This window comes from Saccharothrix sp. ST-888, assembly GCF_000955975.1.
Lineage (GTDB): Bacteria > Actinomycetota > Actinomycetes > Streptomycetales > Streptomycetaceae > Kitasatospora.
This window is the reverse complement of the sequence record NZ_JYJF01000099.1, coordinates 1-17,570: the sequence shown is the minus strand read 5'-3', so window position 1 is coordinate 17,570 and position 17,570 is coordinate 1. Positions and strand designations below refer to the sequence as shown.

13 protein-coding genes are annotated in these 17,570 nt (G+C 72.2%); 9 read left to right on the top strand and 4 right to left on the bottom strand.

The genetic code is table 11. The annotated features are described in order from the left end of the window. Window positions 1–62 precede the first annotated feature (62 nt). Together UK12_RS25635 and UK12_RS36925 are read left to right on the top strand one after the other, a co-directional pair. The gene (locus UK12_RS25635; protein ID WP_197085174.1) at window positions 63–1,427 is read left to right on the top strand and encodes an MFS transporter; all 1,365 of its coding nucleotides are present in this window, start codon (window positions 63–65) and stop codon (window positions 1,425–1,427) included. A gap of 242 nt (window positions 1,428–1,669) precedes the next feature. Then, window positions 1,670–2,119: an LppU/SCO3897 family protein gene (locus tag UK12_RS36925; protein WP_052682156.1), complete on the top strand. Its 450-nt coding sequence runs from the start codon at window positions 1,670–1,672 to the stop codon at window positions 2,117–2,119. Window positions 2,120–2,151: 32 nt separating this feature from the next. Here UK12_RS36925 and UK12_RS25625 read toward each other — a convergent pair whose 3' ends face one another. Together UK12_RS25625 and UK12_RS25620 are read right to left on the bottom strand one after the other, a co-directional pair. Further along, entirely contained in the window at window positions 2,152–2,868 is a 717-nt protein-coding gene (locus UK12_RS25625; RefSeq protein WP_045305510.1) for a hypothetical protein, read from the bottom strand. Between the two features lie 186 nt (window positions 2,869–3,054). Next, a complete protein-coding gene (locus UK12_RS25620; RefSeq protein WP_197085173.1) occupies window positions 3,055–4,551 on the bottom strand; it encodes a CCA tRNA nucleotidyltransferase in 1,497 nt (498 codons plus the stop codon). Between the two features lie 415 nt (window positions 4,552–4,966). On the opposite strand from UK12_RS25620, the gene UK12_RS25615 reads away from it, so the two are divergent. The 7 genes from UK12_RS25615 (at window position 4,967) to trxA (ending at window position 16,032) form a co-directional block, all read left to right on the top strand. After that, entirely contained in the window at window positions 4,967–7,489 is a 2,523-nt protein-coding gene (locus tag UK12_RS25615; RefSeq protein WP_052682155.1) for a DUF6049 family protein, read from the top strand. Window positions 7,490–7,533: 44 nt separating this feature from the next. Further along, window positions 7,534–10,002 carry a murein biosynthesis integral membrane protein MurJ gene (gene murJ, locus UK12_RS25610; RefSeq protein ID WP_045305509.1) on the top strand — a complete coding sequence of 823 codons (2,469 nt, stop codon included), beginning with the start codon at window positions 7,534–7,536 and terminating at the stop codon, window positions 10,000–10,002. Between the two features lie 203 nt (window positions 10,003–10,205). Continuing rightward, window positions 10,206–12,380, top strand: coding sequence for a protein kinase family protein (locus tag UK12_RS25605; RefSeq protein WP_052682154.1), 2,175 nt, complete (start codon window positions 10,206–10,208; stop codon window positions 12,378–12,380). A 68-nt stretch (window positions 12,381–12,448) separates the two neighbouring features. Next, window positions 12,449–13,162 (top strand): RNA polymerase sigma factor SigM, encoded by a 714-nt coding sequence (gene sigM, locus UK12_RS25600; protein WP_045305508.1) that lies wholly within the window; start codon window positions 12,449–12,451, stop codon window positions 13,160–13,162. Continuing rightward, entirely contained in the window at window positions 13,159–14,313 is a 1,155-nt protein-coding gene (locus UK12_RS25595) for a hypothetical protein (protein WP_045305507.1), read from the top strand. Before sigM ends, UK12_RS25595 begins: the two co-directional genes overlap by 4 nt. Window positions 14,314–14,498: 185 nt before the next feature. Further along, window positions 14,499–15,467 carry a thioredoxin-disulfide reductase gene (trxB, locus tag UK12_RS25590; RefSeq protein WP_231591384.1) on the top strand — a complete coding sequence of 323 codons (969 nt, stop codon included), beginning with the start codon at window positions 14,499–14,501 and terminating at the stop codon, window positions 15,465–15,467. Between the two features lie 238 nt (window positions 15,468–15,705). After that, window positions 15,706–16,032, top strand: a complete 327-nt coding sequence (gene trxA / locus UK12_RS25585) for a thioredoxin (protein ID WP_045305505.1) — start codon at window positions 15,706–15,708, stop codon at window positions 16,030–16,032. Window positions 16,033–16,177: 145 nt separating this feature from the next. Here the strand turns inward: trxA and UK12_RS25580 are convergent, their stop codons facing one another. Both UK12_RS25580 and UK12_RS25575 read right to left on the bottom strand, forming a co-directional pair. Further along, complete coding sequence (locus UK12_RS25580) at window positions 16,178–16,795, bottom strand: GNAT family N-acetyltransferase (protein WP_045305504.1); 618 nt, start codon at window positions 16,793–16,795, stop codon at window positions 16,178–16,180. A 113-nt stretch (window positions 16,796–16,908) separates the two neighbouring features. Beyond that, a partial coding sequence (locus UK12_RS25575) for a ParB/RepB/Spo0J family partition protein (RefSeq protein WP_045305503.1) occupies window positions 16,909–17,570 on the bottom strand: 662 nt, incomplete at its 5' end.

Genomic DNA, 17,570 nt, shown 5'->3' with positions numbered 1-17,570 from the left:
TCACGTGAAACCGCACGCTGTTTCACGTGAAACAACTGCACTCGACGTGGCACTCTGGGCTGGTGGCTCTCACGGAGAACGGCAGCACCTCGCTGGACAGCACCCGTCGCTCGTCCAGGACTTCCCTGGGCGGGCTGCTCCAGGGCCGCGACTTCCGCCGGCTGCTGGTCGCCCGGGTGCTCTCGCAGCTCTCCGACGGGGTCTTCCAGGTCTCCCTGGCCTCGTACGTGATCTTCTCTCCGGAGCGGCAGGCCAGTCCGGCCGACATCGCGTCGGTGCTCGCGGTGCTGCTGCTCCCGTTCTCGGTGATCGGTCCCTTCGCGGGGGTCATGCTGGACCGCTGGCGTCGGCGGCAGGTGCTCTACCTGGGCAACCTGGCCCGCTGCGGACTCGGGCTGACCACCGGCGGACTGCTGCTGGCCAAGGCGCCGGAGTGGCTGTTCCTCGCCGCCGCGCTGCTGGTGACCGCGCTCAACCGCTTCATCCTGGCCGGGCTCTCCGCCGCCCTGCCCCGGGTGGTCGACGTCGACCGGCTGGTCACCGCCAACTCGCTCTCCCCCACCGCCGGTACGGTCGCTGCGGCCTGCGGCGGCGGTATCGGCTTCCTGGTCCACCAGATACTGCCACCGGGACCCCGGGCCGACGCCACCCTGGTGACGCTCGCCGCCCTGCTCTACCTGAGCGCCGCACTGGCCGCCCAGCGGATGGCCCCCGGCCTGCTCGGACCCGACCACCGCCCCGACCGCCCGGCCCTGCACAGGGCCATCGGCCAGGCGGCACGCGAACTGGGCGAAGGCGTACGGCACCTGGTCCGCGACTGCCGTCCGGCGGTGTCCGCGCTGGTCGCCGTCACGGTCTCCCGGTTCTGCTACGGGATCCTGGTGGTGACCGTGCTGATGCTCTCCCGGTACTCCTTCAACGACCCCACCGACAGCGCCGCCGGCATGGCCACCCTCGGCAAGGCGGTGGCCGTCTCGGCGCTGGGCTTCTTCCTCGCCGCGGTGATCAGCCCCTGGTGCACCCGGCGGCTCGGGCTGGCCGGCTGGCTGACCACCTGCACGGCCTCGGCGGCCGTCTTCGTCCCCGCGCTGGGGCTGTGGTTCACCATCGGCCCGAGCATGGCGGCGGCACTCCTGCTGGGTGTGGTCATCCAGGGCACCAAGATCTGCGCCGACACGCTCGTCCAGGAGTCGGTCGAGGACGAGTTCCGCGGCCGGGTGTTCGCGCTCTACGACGTCCTGTTCAACGCCGCCTTCGTCGCCGCGGCCGGAGTGACGGCGCTGGTCCTCCCGCTGGACGGCCGCTCGGTGGCCGTCGTCATCGGCGTCGCCCTGGTCTACGCGCTCACCGCCGTGGGGTACGCCCGCGCCGCCAGACGCGCACCGGTCGTGGTGTTGCCGGGCCCTGACGGCGTCTCGACTCGCTAAGGTACGTCAGAACGTCGGACCGTGACCGCGCCTGCCCCGGGGGACAGATGAGCACACCGCCACCGAACCCGTACGGCCAGCCCCATCCGCCGTACCAGCCCCCTCAGCAGTCACAGCCGTACCAGCCTCAGCCGCCGTACGGCTACCCGCCGAACCAGCCGACCCCACCACCGCCAACGCCCGGGTACGGCCCTCCGCCGGCGTACGGCCAGCAGCCCCCGTCGTACGGATACCCCGCGCCTGTGCCGCCACCGCCCGGCTACGGCCCGCCCCAGTACGCGCCGACTCCACCGCCGCCCCCGCCCGTTCCCACGCCGGGGCCCGCACCCGCTCCTGCCAAGCCGCCACGAAGCCTGCGGCAGAAACTGCGCCTGGTCGGCGCCGCGGGTGGTGTCGTCGTCCTGATCGCGGGGTTCTTCCTCTCCGGCAGCGACCCGGCGCGCGCCAAGGTCGGCGACTGCGTCGACGCCGTCGGCACCAACGACGTCAACAAGATCGCCTGCACCGACCCCAAGGCCGACTACGTCGTCCTCAGCAAGGCCAGCGGCACCAGTGACGTCAGCCGCTGCCGCCAGACCCCCGGAGCCACCTCCACCTTCTGGAGCAGCACCGGCCGCCGCTGGCACCGGACCAAGTACGTCCTGTGCCTCGGCCCCGTCCACGTCGGATCCCCGGTGGCCAAGCCGTCCTGATCCGTCCGGCCACCGGACGTCCTGACGAAGCGTCAGACCGTGAACTCCGCGAGATCCTCGGCCGTCCCCTCGTCGAGGGCCTGCATCAGGCGCAGCCGACGGCGGGCGACGGCCTTCTCACCGTCGTCCAGGACGATCCGCTCCAACCGCCCGACCCGGTCGTTCATCGCGTCCAGCTTGCGGCTGTTGTTGGCCACCTCCTCCACGAGGACGTTGAGGATCGGGACCACGGCGGTGGCGATCACGATCCGCACCACGTTCTCGGCGACCCGGGCCACGGCGGCGTCGACGCTGCCGTCGGGTGGCGCCGCGCGCTTGTCCACAGCCTCCGCCGGGTCCTTCCCCAGCTGTCCCGCACGCTGGCCCTGCTCGGCGTCGAGCAGGTAGCACCGCACCTGACGTGCGGTTTCGCTGTCCCGCAGCAGCATCGCGACGTTCAGCACGGCGCGCCGGGTGAACAGCGCGAGCGACCGGGCGCGGGACTGGCTCCCACAGAGTTGCTTGAAGTAACCCAGTTCGCCACCGGTCACGACCCGGTAGCCGTTGGAGACGAGCTCCTGCCGGTGGTCGAACACCACCGCCTTGATGACCGTCTCGCCGACCCCGAAGTAGGCCGCCACCCCTTCGGTGGTCACGTGCACCCCGTCGGGCAGCAGCATCAGCGCCCTGACCCGGTCGAGCACCTCGACCTGGTCGGCCACCCTGGCCCGCATGGTCGGGGACTCCAGCAGCACCGCATCCACGGACATGGCCGCATCACTCCTTCCGAGGCAGGGGCCTTCCCCCTCTCTCGGACGGAGCAACGCGGGCGGTCATCAGTCAGGCACACCGTTCGGGAACAACCACACGATCGAGCGGAAGTTCTAAAGTGACTCCCGCCCCACAGGTCTCAGTTGTCCCACCAGTCACACAGGCACCACCGGACCGACAGGGCGTCAGCCCTGTGCGGCCCACCACTCCTGCAGCGCCGCGACAGCCTGCTCGTGGTCCATCGGGCCGTGCTCCAGGCGGAGCTCCAGCAGGTGCTTGTAGGCCTTGCCGACCTGCGGACCCGGCTTGAGGCCGAGCAGTTCCATGATCTGGTTGCCGTCCAGGGCCGGCCGGATGGAGTCCAGCTCCTCCTGGGCCCTGAGCTCCCCGATCCGCTCCTCCAGCGAGTCGTAGGTGCGCGACAGGGCGGCGGCCTTCTTGCGGTTGCGGGTGGTGCAGTCGGAGCGGGTCAGCTTGTGGAGGCGCTCCAGCAGCGGACCGCCGTCGGTGACGTAGCGCCGGACCGCGGAGTCCGTCCACTCGCCGCCGCCGTACCCGTGGAACCGCAGGTGCAGCTCGACCAGGCGCGAGACGTCCTCGGTGAGCTCCTTGGAGTACTTGAGCTCGCGCATCCGCTTGCGGGTCATCTTGGCGCCGACCACCTCGTGGTGGTGGAAGGACACCCGGCCGTCCGACTCGAAGCGGCGGGTGCGCGGCTTGCCGATGTCGTGCAGCAGCGCGGCGAGCCGCAGCGTGAGGTCCGGGCCGTCGTCCTCCAGGGCGATGGCCTGCTCCAGGACGGTCAGCGAGTGCTCGTAGACGTCCTTGTGCCGGTGGTGCTCGTCCCGCTCCAGGCTGAGCGCGGGCAGCTCGGGCAGGACGTGGGCGGCCAGGCCGGTGTCGACCATCAGCCGCAGGCCCTTGACCGGGTACTCGGACAGCAGCATCTTGTTGAGCTCGCTCTGCACCCGCTCGGCGGAGACGATCGAGATCCGGTCGGCCATCGCGGTCATCGCCGCGACCACCTCGGGGGCCGGGGTGAAGTCCAGCTGGGCGGCGAACCGGGCGGCGCGCATCATCCGCAGCGGGTCGTCGGAGAAGGACTCCTCGGGGGTCGCCGGGGTGCGCAGCACCCGGGCCTCCAGGTCCTCGAGACCGTGGTGCGGGTCGACGAAGCCGCGTCCGGGCAGGTCCACGGCCATCGCGTTGACGGTGAAGTCCCGCCGGACCAGGTCCTGTTCGATGGTGTCGCCGTAGGTGACCTCGGGCTTGCGCGAGGTCCGGTCGTACGACTCCGAGCGGTACGTGGTGATCTCGATCAGGAAGGAGCCCGCCGGGGTGTCCTTGCGGGCCCCGACGGTGCCGAAGGCGATGCCGACGTCCCAGACGGCGTCCGCCCAGCCGCGAACCAGCCTGAGGACCTGCTCGGGCCTGGCGTCGGTGGTGAAGTCGAGGTCGTTGCCGAGCCGGCCGAGCAGGGCGTCGCGCACCGAGCCGCCGACCAGGGCCAGCCGGTGGCCGGCCGACTGGAAGCGGCGGGCGACCTCGTCGGCCACCGGGGAGACCCGGAGCAACTCCTGGAGGCCGAGGGTCTGGGCCTCGGTCAGCCCCGGGAGGCCGGCGGGGGCAGCGGGGGCGGCGGTGCTGGAATGATTGGTGCTGGGCTCATTGGCAGTGGACACGGCTCACAAGGGTACGTGCCCGGCCTGCCCCACTGCCTGTCCGTTTTCGCTGTCCGGCTCCCGCCGCCCGTTTCCCGCCCGCCCGGGCGGAGCACGCCCCGCTCAGCTCCCGGCCCGCAGCACTGAGGACGCGGCGTCGTCGTTACCATGCCGGAGGAACGGTACGGGGATACGGGGCCCGGCTCGGCGTGGCGCGGGCGTGCCCCGGCCGGGCGGTGGGCGGGGAACAGCCGGCAACGGGCCGCAGGACGACGGACCGCGGTACAACGGGCCGGAGAACAACGGGCCGAATCGGCCCGCAGCTGGAACCGTACGGCCATCGATGCGGTACCTATTCATGCAGTGACAGCAGTGACAGCAGCGACATTCGAGAACCACTGATCGCGACCGATCGAGAACGGCGAGGGCGAAGCGCGTGAGTGAGCCGGCACGGCACTCAGGGCTGAGGGCTTACGGATGCGGCGGACGGACGGCCAAGCGCCTCGCCGCACTGCTGGCGAGCGGCGCAGCCCTGCTGAGCGCCGCCGCGCCCGCGCTGGCCGCCGTACCCGGACGTACCGACCTCGCCCCGGCCGCGTCCTCGACGGACTACCCGGCGAATGTGGCGATCGACACGGTCACTCCCGCCGTGGTCGGCCAGAGCGACACCATCACGGTCACCGGCCGGGTCACCAACTCGGGCGACTCCGAGCTCAAGCAGACCCACGCCGGTATCCGGGCCTCGCAGACCGGACGGCCGCTGGGCACCAGGAGCGACATCGGGCTGGTCGCCAAACGCAACGACCCCAGCGGTCAGGACGGCGTCGACCTGCAGTCCCCGATCGCCGAGATGGGCAACGTCGCACCGGGCCAGACCCGCTCCTTCACGCTCCAGGTGAGCCCCTCCGACCTCAAGTTCTCCAAGGGCGGGGTGTTCGAGCTCGCGGTCGACGTCTGGGGCGGCACCGGCGACCAGTCCCGCTCGCACGCGCTGGGCATCGCCCGCACCTTCCTCCCGTACAACACCGAGCAGGCCACCAAGCCGACCCAGATCGCCACCCTGTGGCCGCTCACCCACGCACCCGAACTGGTCGCCCAGACCATGCCCGACAACGACCAGATGCCGGTGCTGCGCGACGACAGCCTGGCCACCGACCTGGCGGCCGGCGGACGGCTGTACAAGCTGGTCGACCTCGGTGCGAAGCTGCCCGGTCTGACCTGGGTCGTCGACCCCGACCTGCTGGACACCGTGTACGCGATGACCAAGCCGTACCGGGTGCAGAAGCCGGGCACGGCGGGCGACTCGGCGAAGGAGGACAACACCCTCCCGGGCGCCGGGCGGGCCGCCGCCACCGCGTGGCTGGCCAAGCTCCGCCAGGCCGTGGCCACCAGCGGGGACGAGGTCGTCGCGCTCCCCTACGCCGACCCCGACATCGCCTCGATCGCCCACAACGGTGCGAAGCTCGACGGGATGGACACCGCCCTGCGCAAGGCCGGTACGGCCGGCCAGGTCACCGCGGAGGGCCGGCTCTCGACCGATGTCCGGGGCAGTGTCGCCTGGCCCTACGAGGGCCAGCTGGACACCCGGATCGTCAACACCACCAAGACCATGGGGGACAACCTCCTGCTGGTCAGCGGCGCCAGCATGTCCGAGTCCAGCTCGCTCAACTACACCCCGAACGCCGCCCGCCCGATCGGTGACGGCCAGACCGCCGTGGTCGCCGACCACACCATCTCCAAGCTGTTCGAGGGCGACCTGGACACCGCCGAGGCCAGGACCGCCGCCACCCAGCGCTTCCTGGCCGAGACCATGATGGTCACCGAGCAGCAGCCGGAGTCCCAGCGGAACCTGCTGGTCATGCCGTCGCGCAACCTCACCGTCGGCACCGCGACCGCCCTCGCGGACGCCATCACCGCCGCCCAGAAGGGCAGCTGGATCAGCCCGGTCAAGCTGACCGCGGTGGCCGGTGCCACCTCCGACTCCAACGCCAACACCAGCGTCCCGTCCCCCGGCGACTACCCGAACGAGCTGCACGACTCCGAGCTGCCGGCCGGCGCCCTCGAGAAGACCATGGGCCTGGAGGGCGACCTCGACCAGCTGCTGAAGATCCTCACCCAGCCGCAGCGCGTGCGCGGCCCGTTCAACGCCGCCATGGTCCGCTCGATGTCCACCGAGTGGCGCGACCAGGCCAAGGACGGCCAGGCGTACCGCAGCGGCACCCAGGACTACCTCAGCAACCTGATCTCGGCGGTCAAGCTCCTACCCAAGCGGGTCATCACCCTGGCAGGTGACAACGGGACCCTGCTGGTGAGCGTGAAGAACGACCTCAACCAGGCCGTCGGCAATCTCCAGCTGCGCCTGACCTCCGGCCAGGTGAACCGGCTCAACGTCGGTGGCGCGGAGAACGTGGTCCTGGACGCCACCACCAGCCGGACCCTCCGCTTCCCGGCCGCGGCACAGGCCAACAGCACGGTGCAGATGACCGCGCAGCTGTGGACGACCGGGGCCGACCCGCAGCCGTACGGTCCCCCGATGACCTTCCAGGTCGACGTCACCGATGTGACCTCGGGCGTGCTGTACGCGATCGGCGGCGGTGTGGTGCTGATCCTGCTCGCCGGGCTCCGCTTCTACCTGCAGCGCAAGAAGCGGGCGGCCGAGCCCGACACCGACGGCGACACCGACGGCGCGCCGGCCGATCCGAGCGATCCGGCCGATCCGGCTGGACCCGGCGAGCCCGGCCGGCCGGCCGGCAACACCCGGCCCGCCGAGCCCACGGACACCGCCGACGACGCCACCGGCGACGGTGCGGCGGCCGCTGGCCGGGCACCCGGCGCGGGCCCGGACGAGACGGCGGCCGGAGCGGCGGACCGGCCTGCGGCCGAGGATGCCGACTCGGAGCCGGAGACGACCGAAGATGCCCCGGATCGGGCCTTGGGTGATGAGAAGGTTGGTCCCTGACGGACGCCCACCCGGGCGACCACCCCGACCAGCGATGAGGTGGCATGAGCGAGCGGAGCGAGGCGCGAGCACAGGGCCAGGGCCAAGGCCGTAGCCAGGCGCACGACCGCGCTGCCGGGCCCGCGCCGACGGGTTCCCCGCAGGCCGCCGAACCCGCCACCGCCGACTGGTACGTGGCGGACACCTACGCCCAGGATCCGTACGCGGCCGACCCGTACGGCGGCTCGGCCGACCAGGACCCGTACGGTGTCCAGCGGGCGGCCGAGGCCGCCGAGACGTCCTCGTCCCCGCTGCCGCCGCAGCCCGCCCACCGGCCCGAACCGAGTCTGACCGCACCCGCACCGCGCTGGGCCTCGGCAGCCATCGCCGGCCTCCCGGACGAGCCCGAGCCCGGCCCGGCGGAGTCCGCCCGCCAGGGCTCGCCCTGGGACACCGAGACCACCGAGTACGTCGGCGTGGACGCGCTGCTCAGCACGGCCGGCGCCAAGGGCGGCACCGGCGGCACGGGCAGCGAAACGAGCAGCGGAACGGTCGGCGGCAAGGAGCCCGCCGAAGAACGGCCGTTCGTCCCGCCGATCGAGTTCGACCCGCCGCTCTCCGAGGTCGAGGCCACCCTCCGGGTCACCGCCGCCCAGGTACCGGCCGAGGCCGATGTCGCAACGGATCTCGCGGCGGAGGCGGCGCTCGAAACCGCCGAGGCAGCGTCCGGGGCGGCATCCGGGACCGCATCCGAGGGGAGCGACGTCGCGGTTGCGGTGGCGGTCGCCGAGAAGCCTCCGGTCGGTCCGGAAGCCGACGCAGCCCCCCGGACCGCACCCGCACCGCCCGCCGACGGCCCGGGCAGTGGCGGAGGCAGTGACACCGGCGGCGGGAAGGCCGGCGGCCTGCTCAACTCCAGTGCGGTGATGGCGGCCGGCACCCTGGTCTCCCGGGGCACCGGGTTCCTGCGCACCATGGTCATCGCCGCCGCGATCGGCGTCGGCACCATGGGCGACTCCTACAACGCCGCCAACACCCTGCCGACCCTGCTCTACATCCTGATCGGCGGCGGCGCGCTGAACGCCGTCTTCGTGCCCCAGCTGGTCCGCAGCATGAAGCAGGACGAGGACGGCGGCACCGCCTACGCCAACCGCCTGCTCACCCTGGTGATGACCGGCCTGGCCGGGGTCGTCTTCGTGGCCGTGCTCGGCGCCCCGCTGCTGGTCCAGCTGATCTCCCATTCGCTGATGCGGGACCAGGCGAGCGCCGACACCACGGTCGCGCTGGCCCGCTACTGCCTGCCCACCATCTTCTTCATGGGTGTCCATGTGGTGATGGGCCAGATCCTCAACGCCCGTGGCAGGTTCGGCGCCATGATGTGGACTCCGGTCCTCAACAACATCGTGGTGATCTTCACCTTCGGGGCGTACATCTGGGTCTTCGGGACCTTCCAGCACAGCGAGGTCACCCCGGCCGCCGTCTCCCCCGAGGGCATCCGACTGCTCGGCCTCGGCACCCTGCTCGGTCTTGCCGTCCAGGCGCTCTCGATGATCCCGTACCTGCGGGCCTCCGGCTTCCGCTTCAAGCCCCGCTTCGACTGGCGGGGCCACGGCCTCGGCAAGGCCGCCCGGCTGGCCAAGTGGACCTTCCTCTTCGTCCTCGCCAACCAGGCCGGCTACCTGGTCGTCACCCAGCTCGCCACCGCCGCCGGGCGCGCCGCCGAGTCCAAGGGCTACCTGGGCGTCGGCCTGGCCGCGTACTCCAACGCCCTGCTGATCTGGCAGCTGCCGATGGCCGTGATCACCGTCTCGGTGATGAGCGCGGTCCTCCCCCGGCTCTCCCGCTCGGCCGCCGACCACGACCCCGGCGCCGTCCGCGACGACCTCTCGTACGGGCTGCGCACCTCGGCGGTGGCGATCGTCCCCGCCGCCTTCCTCTTCCTGGCCCTCGGCCCGGTGATCGGCAACGCCATCTACGGCCTCGGCAACGGTGGTTCGGTCGCCCACGGCACCACGGCGGTCGGCTACATGCTCTCCGCCTTCGCGCTCGGCCTGATCCCGTACTCCGTCCAGTACGTGCTGCTGCGCGGCTTCTACGCGTACGAGGACACCCGCACCCCGTTCTCCAACACCGTCTGGGTGGCCGCCTGCCAGGCCGGTACGGCGGTGCTCTGCTACCTGGTGCTGCCCGCCCAGCTGGCGGTCACCGGTATGGCGCTCGGCTACGGCGCCTCGTACGCGGTGGGTGTGGCGGTGGCGCTGCCCAAGCTCAAGGCGCGGATCGGCGGCCTGGACACCGCGCGGATCGCCAAGACCTACGTCCGACTGGCCATCGCCTCGGTGCCCGCAGCAGTCGTCGGGCTGGCGTTCAGCCTGCTGCTCCACGGTGGGCTGAACGGGTGGCCGGGCAGCGTGCTGACCCTCGTGGTGGCCGGCAGCGCGCAGCTGGTGGTGTTCGCGGCGATCGCCAGGCGGATGCGGATCGAGGAGCTCAACGCGATGATCGGTATGGTTCGGAGCCGACTGGGACGCTGACCTGACGTCAACCGGCGTGCTCATCGCCGAACCCGGATGGCCTTCCGTTCACCGACGGGCAACCACCGGGCCCCCTCAGCGGTCGTACCAGGGGAGGATGAGTGGGCACAATTGTCCTGGCACCACTCAGCCCCGACGGGCCGGGCCGGCGGCCGACTTCCGGGGACGTGAACCGGGGCGATACAAGGGGAGGCAGGACCACGGTGGCTGATGGCACCAAGGCAGTCGTCGACGCGTCCGTTGCGGACGAGGCGGCGCTGGCCATGGCAATCGGAGACATCCCGAGCGACACACCGGACGATCAGCCGGGGGACGATCGGGACGGCACCCCGACGGATGCCCCGGTGACGGCCCCGACGCACGGCGCTGCCAAGGACGCCAGGAAGTCCGACACCGGCCGCTCCGGCGCCGACCGGCCCACCGAGAACGGCCGGGCGGCCAAGAGCGGCAGCCCGTCGGCGAAGGCCGAGAAGGCCGAGAAGCCCGCGGCCGCCAGGGCCGCGACACCGGAGACCGCCGAGTCCACCGCCCCGCTGTCGTCGGCCGAGATCGCCGCCGAGCTCGCGGCCGGCGCCGCCGCGCTGGCCGCCGCCGCGCAGGAGACGGCGAAAGAGGTCACCGAGGCCGCTGCGGCAGCCGCGGAGGAGCCCGCCAGGGTGACACCGAAGGGCGCCGCGAAGGACGCTGGCACCGCTTCTTCTACGGCCGCCGCCAAGGCCGAGCCCGCCCTGCCTCCGGCCGGCACCGGCACCGGGCAGCTCCCTGCCGTCCTGCCCGCCCCGCTCCGGCACAGCGGCGACAAGATCGCCGACCGCTACCGGCTGGAGGAGTGCATCGGCCAGTCCGAGACCTTCAGCAGCTGGCGTGCCGTCGACGAGAAGCTCCGCCGCGCCGTCGGCGTCCACCTGCTGGCCGCCGGGCACCAGCGCGCCAAGGCCGTGCTCGCCGCCGCCAAGTCCGCCGCCCTGCTCGGCGACCCGCGCTTCGTCCAGGTCCTGGACGCGGTGCAGGAGGGCGAGCTGGTCTACGTCATCCGCGAGTGGCTCCCCGACGCCACCGACCTGGCCAAGCTCCTCGCTGCCGGGCCGATGGAGCCGTACGACGCGTACCAGATGGTCCGCCAGGTCACCGACGCGATCAGCGCCGCCCACCGGCGCGGCCAGGCCCATCTGCGGCTCACCCCCAGGTGCGTGCTGCGCACCGAGAGCGGCCAGTACCGGATCAACGGCATCGCCGTGGACGCCGCCCTGCGCGGACTGCCCGACGAGGACGCCGAGCGCACCGACACCCGCGCCATCGGCGTCCTGCTGTACGCCGCACTGACCCACCGCTGGCCCTTCCCCGAGGACCGGTACGACCTCCAGGGGCTGCCCAAGAGCCTCGGCTGCGTACCGCCGGACCAGGTCAAGGCGGGCGTCCACAAGGGCCTCTCCGAGCTGGCCGCGCGGGCGCTGTGCGAGCAGCTGCCGCACAGTCTGGAGCCGATCACCAGCCCGGACGAGCTGGCCAAGGCGATCGCGCTGATGCCGAAGATCCGCCAGCCCGAGCCGCCCGCACCCCCGGCCTTCACCCCGCCCCGCTACAACCCTCCGCGCCCCGCGCAGCCCCTCGGCGGCCAGAACCGGGCCGCCCAGCAGCGCTCCGGACACCCGCACGGCCCGCAGCCGCACGGGGCCCGGCCGATGGGTCCCGACACCGGCCACATCCCCGCGCGCCCGGCCGGGCCCCGCCGCCGGATGCGGACCCTCGCCAAGTGGACCGCCTCGCTGGTCGCGCTGGCCGCGATCGGCGTCGCATCCTGGCAGCTGGTGAGCAGCCTCAACAACCAGGACAAGCACAAGGACGTCCCCGTCACGGCCGACCCGACCCCCGGCGGCACCCAGGCCAACTCCGCACCGCCCGAGACCGTGGTCGGCAAGCCGGTCGACATCGCGGGTGCATCCTCGTTCAACGCGCTGAACGGCGAGGCGGAGCACCCTTCGGACGTTCAGTACGCCATCGACGGCAACCTCGCCACCTCCTGGTCGACCCAGGGGTACTACGCCGACCTCGGCGGTGCCTTCAAGGCCGGAACCGGTCTGATGATCAACCTCGGCTCCGCGAAGCGGGTCACCTCGGTGCACGTCCAGTTCGTCGGCGGGACCAAGGTCGAACTGAAGGCCGCGCCCCAGAACACCTCCGCCCCGCCTCCGATCAACAAGGACGGCCTGGCCGCCTTCGGCCAGTCGGTCGCTTCCGGCTCGGGTACCGAGGTCGACCTGAAGCCCCAGGCACCATTGACCACCCGCTACCTCTTGATCTGGCTGACCAGCATCCCCAAGGATGACTCGGACGGGCAGTACCGGGGACGGATCGCCGAGGTCAGCGTCAACGGCTGACCGATCACGGCACCTGCGGGCCTGCCGTCGGGACACGACGGAGCCCTACAGGCCCAGAGGGGGGAGACATGAGCGAGGAGCCCTCCGACTCCGAGCTGCTGGCGCTACACAGTGCCGGCGACCCGGACGCCTTCGGGGTCCTCGTCCGGCGGCACCGGGACCGGCTCTGGGCCGTTGCGCTGCGCACCCTGGGCGACCGTGAGGAGGCCGCCGACGCCCTCCAGGACGCCCTGGTCTCCGCCTTCCGTGCCGCGCACACCTTCCAGGGCCGGTCCGCCGTCACCACCTGGCTGCACCGGATCGTGGTCAACGCCTGCCTGGACCGCGCCCGGCGCGCCGCCTCCCGGCGGGCCGGGTCACTGGATGAGGAACCGCAGCGGCTGGACACCCTGCTGGGCAGCGCCGAACCGGCCGAGGCCGTGGTCGTCCGTGCGGAGCTCCAACGCGAGGTCACCGCCTCGCTGGCCACCCTCCCTGTCGACCAGCGCGCCGCGCTCGTCCTGGTGGACATGCAGGGGTACGGCGTCGCCGAGGCGGCCGAGGTCCTCGGGGTGCCGGTGGGCACCGTCAAGAGCCGCTGTGCCCGTGGCCGCGCCAGGCTGCTGCCGCTGGTCCGCCACCTGCGGGGCACCTCCCCCGAGGCCGACCCGCCCGCTCCCGCAGCCGTTTCACGTGAAACACCGCCCCGCGCGGACGGGAACCCGGCTGCGCCCGGCCCCGTCAGAGCAGAGGGCCCTCGACCGCCCGAGCAGGTCCTGGAAGGAGATGTGACCTCGCGATGACGTCTCGCACCCCCTCCTGGCCTGCCGCCGACGGCACCGACCCGCACCCCGGCATCGACCTGCTCGCCGACCTCGCCGAGGACCTCACCGACCCGGACCAGGCCCCGCCCCTGCGCCTGCGCCTGCACCTCGCCGAGTGCCCGGAGTGCGCGGAGACCTTCGCCGCCCTCGCCGAGGTCCGGGACCTGCTCGGCGCGGTCGAGACACCACCGATGCCCGCCGACATCGCCGCGCGCCTCGACACGGCTCTGGCCGCCGAGGCCGCCGCCCGCCGCCCGGTCGAACCGCAGCCGTCCGCACAGCAGCCGTCCGCACCGCGCTCGTCCGAGCCACAGCCAGCCGACCCACAGCCGACCGACCCACAGCCGACCGACCCACAGCCGACCGAGCCACGCCCCGCAGAACCGCTCTCGGCCCGCCCGCGAGTGACAGAGTCCGATCGGCTCTCCGCCCCGGCCACGCCCGCCGAGAGCACCGCCAAGCCCACCGGAACCCCCTCGGCTCCGCCCAGCCGTCCTGCGGGCCGCACCCGGCCGGGCACGCCCGCCTCGGCCACCACAGGGCCGGGCGGCCCGGGCCGCGCCGCCCCTGGCGGCCGCCGCCGGCGCCGGGGACGATTCCTGTTGGGAGCCGCGGCCGTCATCGCCGTCATCGGGCTCGGGGGAGTGGTCGTGCAGCAGAACCACCAGAGCGTCCGAGCGGACGGTGCCTCCGCGGCAGCCCCCTCCGGGACGGCCCACCGGCCCGCCGCCCAGCCCACCACCCGCGGCACCGACGCCGAGCACCCCGCCGTCGCCCCCAAGGACCGGGCCCAGGTCTTCCAGGACGACCAACTCACCGAACAGATCCACCAGTTGATTGCCGCACAGGGAACCCCCGGGGCGCCCTCCCCGGCCGCGCAGCCGGAGTCCGCCGAGACCCCGACGCTCGGCGGCGGTCTCGCCACCGCCGTCCCCAACTGCCTCTCCGGAACCACCGGCGGCACCACCGGCACCCCGCTCGCCGTCGGCCACGGCCGCTACGGCACCGCCGAGGTGACCGCCCTGGTCTATCCGGTCGCCAACCGGCCCGACAGCCTCGACGTGTACCTCGTCACACCCTCCTGCCCCGGCGCCACCGTCCTGCTGCACCGCGTCGTGCCCGCCAACTGAACCGCCACACGGGCAAGCTGCCGGAACGGCAGCCACCCGGACGCGAGCGCGGCTCGCCCACACCTCGGGCACCTGCTGCACGGAGCCCCGGGAATGCTGGACACTGGTGAGTCGTTGTCCCGGGCGGCGGAGCAGGACCGCCCTCCCCGCTAATGCGCGGGTCGCGATGCGAACCAGGAGATGCAGTGAGCGACGACGTCCGTAACGTGATCATCATCGGTTCCGGCCCCGCCGGGTACACCGCCGCGCTCTACACCGCCCGAGCCTCCCTCAAGCCGCTGGTCTTCGAGGGTGCCGTCACCGCCGGCGGTGCGCTCATGAACACCACCGAGGTCGAGAACTTCCCCGGCTTCCGCGACGGCGTCATGGGCCCGGAGCTGATGGACAACATGCGGGCGCAGGCCGAGAAGTTCGGCGCCGAGCTGATCCCGGACGACATCGTCTCGGTGGACCTCACCGGTGACGTCAAGACCGTCACCGACTCCGAGGGCAACGTCCACCGGGCCCGTGCCGTGATCGTCACCACCGGCTCCCAGCACCGCAAGCTCGGACTGCCGCGCGAGGACGCCCTGTCCGGCCGGGGGGTCTCCTGGTGCGCCACCTGTGACGGCTTCTTCTTCCGCGACCAGGACATCGCCGTGGTCGGCGGCGGCGACACCGCGCTGGAGGAGGCGACCTTCCTCTCCCGTTTCGCCCGCAGCGTCACGGTGGTCCACCGCCGCGACAGCCTGCGCGCCTCCAAGGCGATGCAGGAGCGCGCCTTCGCCGACGAGAAGATCACTTTCGCCTGGGACAGCGCGGTCGAGGAGATCCACGGCGACCCGAAGCTGACCGGTCTGACCCTGCGCGACACCACCACCGGCGAGACCCGCGAGCTGCCCGTCACCGGCCTGTTCATCGCGATCGGCCACGACCCGCGCACCGAGCTCTTCAAGGGCCAGCTCGACCTCGACGCCGAGGGCTACCTCAAGGTCGAGGCCCCCTCCACCCGCACCAACATCCCCGGCGTCTTCGGCGCCGGTGACGTGGTCGACCACACCTACCGCCAGGCCATCACCGCCGCCGGCACCGGCTGCTCCGCCGCCCTGGACGCGGAGCGCTACCTGGCCGCGCTGGCCGACCTGGAGACCCAGGCCGCCGCCGTCGCGGTCTGACCCCAGCCCCACCCGGCGAGGGTCCCGCCATCGGGCCGTACCGTTGTTTCACGTGAAACGCCCCCTGTGGAGCGTGGCACGAGGACAGCCCGACGGCGGGACTCCACCGAAACAGACTCCGCCGAAACAGAACAGCCGTACAGGTTGTTGTGACGTGCAGGCTGTTCTTCACCCCAAGGGTGCCGACCGGATCATCCGGGCCGAAGCACCATCTCGTCCGTGACCCAGAGGAGTTCCCGTGGCCGGCGCCACCATCACCGTGACCGACGCGACCTTCGACGCCGAGGTCCTCAAGAGCGACAAGCCCGTCCTGGTCGACTTCTGGGCCACCTGGTGCGGCCCGTGCCGCCAGGTCGCCCCGATCCTGGAGGAGATCGCGAAGGAGCACGGCGACAAGCTCACCATCGCCAAGCTCGACGTCGACAACAACACCGAGACCGCGACCGCGTACAACGTGATCTCGATCCCGACGCTGAACGTCTACCAGAACGGCGAGCTGGTGAAGACCATCACCGGCGCCCGCCCGAAGGCCGCGCTGCTCCGCGAGCTGGCCGACTTCATCTGATCGACTGATCGACGCGGCGGCTGGGCCGCAGCCGTGCAGCAGGCCGAGGGCGGGCCACCGGAACTCCGGTGGCCCGCCCTCGGTGCTCTCCCGCCACGCCCGCAGAACCGCCCGCAGGACCCCGTCCAGCGGCCGACGGGCCCACTCAGAACGGCCGCAGGGCCGGTTCCTTCCGGGCGCCGCCCAACAGCCGCTCCAGCGCGACCTCCACGTCCCCCTTCCAGGAGAGTGTGGTCCGCGCCTCCAGCCGCAGCCGGGGGTAGCGGTGGTGCGGCCGTACCGTCTTGAACCCCACCGCCAGCAGATGCTCGGCCGGCAGCACACAGCTCGGGATCTCCCGGCCCACCGCGCCGAACGCCTCGATCGCCTTGAAGCCCCGGCCGACCAGATCCTTGGCCACCGTCTGCACCAGCACCCGGCCGAGCCCCTGCCGCTGGTAGCCCGGCAGCACCCGACTGATCATCAGCTGTACCGCATCCGGCGACACCGGGCTGGTCGGGAACGCCAGCGAGCGCGGTACGTACGCGGGCGGCGCGTACAGCACATACCCGACCGGGATCTCGTCCACGTAGACGATCCGACCGCAGGAACCCCACTCCAGCAGCACCGCGGAGATCCAGCTCTCCTTCGCCGACTCCGCCTTGCCGGCCTCCACCGCGGCCTTGGCGCTCACCGGGTCGAGCTCCCAGAACACGCAGGACCGACAGGTCGTCGGGAGATCCGCAAGGTTGTCCAGCGTCAGCGGAGCAATCCTCCGTCCCACGCCCCACACCTCCTCATCCACCCCGAGCGGACATCACATCGACGAGCTTCCTCCTGAAACGGAACGGGTGCACGTTTCACGTGAAACATGCACCCGAACCCACACAGGAGCCCTCAGCTCTGCGACAGCCGCAGGCCGTCCTCACCGGGTGCCAGACTGTCGAGGATCCGGTTGAGGTCCTCGACGGAGCCGAACTCCAGGACCACCTTGCCCTTGCCCAGCTTCCCGTTCCGCTGCGAGACCTCGACCTTCACCCGGGTCTCGAACCGGTCCGAGAGCCGCTCGGAGAGGTCCTCGAAGGCGGGCGAGAAGAGCTTCCCCGCCTTGGGGCCGATCGGGCGCTGCGGCTTCTCCTCCCGGTCCATCACCGCGACGATCTCCTCGGTGGTGCGCACCGAGAGCCCCTCCGCGACGATCCGCCGGGCCAGCTGGTCCTGCCGCTCGGCGTCCGGGACCCCCAGCAGCGCCCGGGCGTGGCCCGCCGTCAGCACACCGGCGGCCACCCGGGCCTGGACGGCCGGGGTGAGCTTCAGCAGCCGCAGGGTGTTGGAGACATGCGAACGCGAGCGGCCGATCCGGTCGGCCAGCTCGTCGTGGGTGCAGGAGAAGTCCTGCAGCAGCTGGTCGTACGCGGCGGCCTCCTCCAGCGGGTTGAGCTCCGCCCGGTGCAGGTTCTCCAGCAGCGCGTCCAGCAGCAGCTTGTCGTCCTCGGTGGCCCGGACGATCGCCGGGATCAGCTCCAGACCGGCCTGCCGGGAGGCCCGCAGCCGCCGCT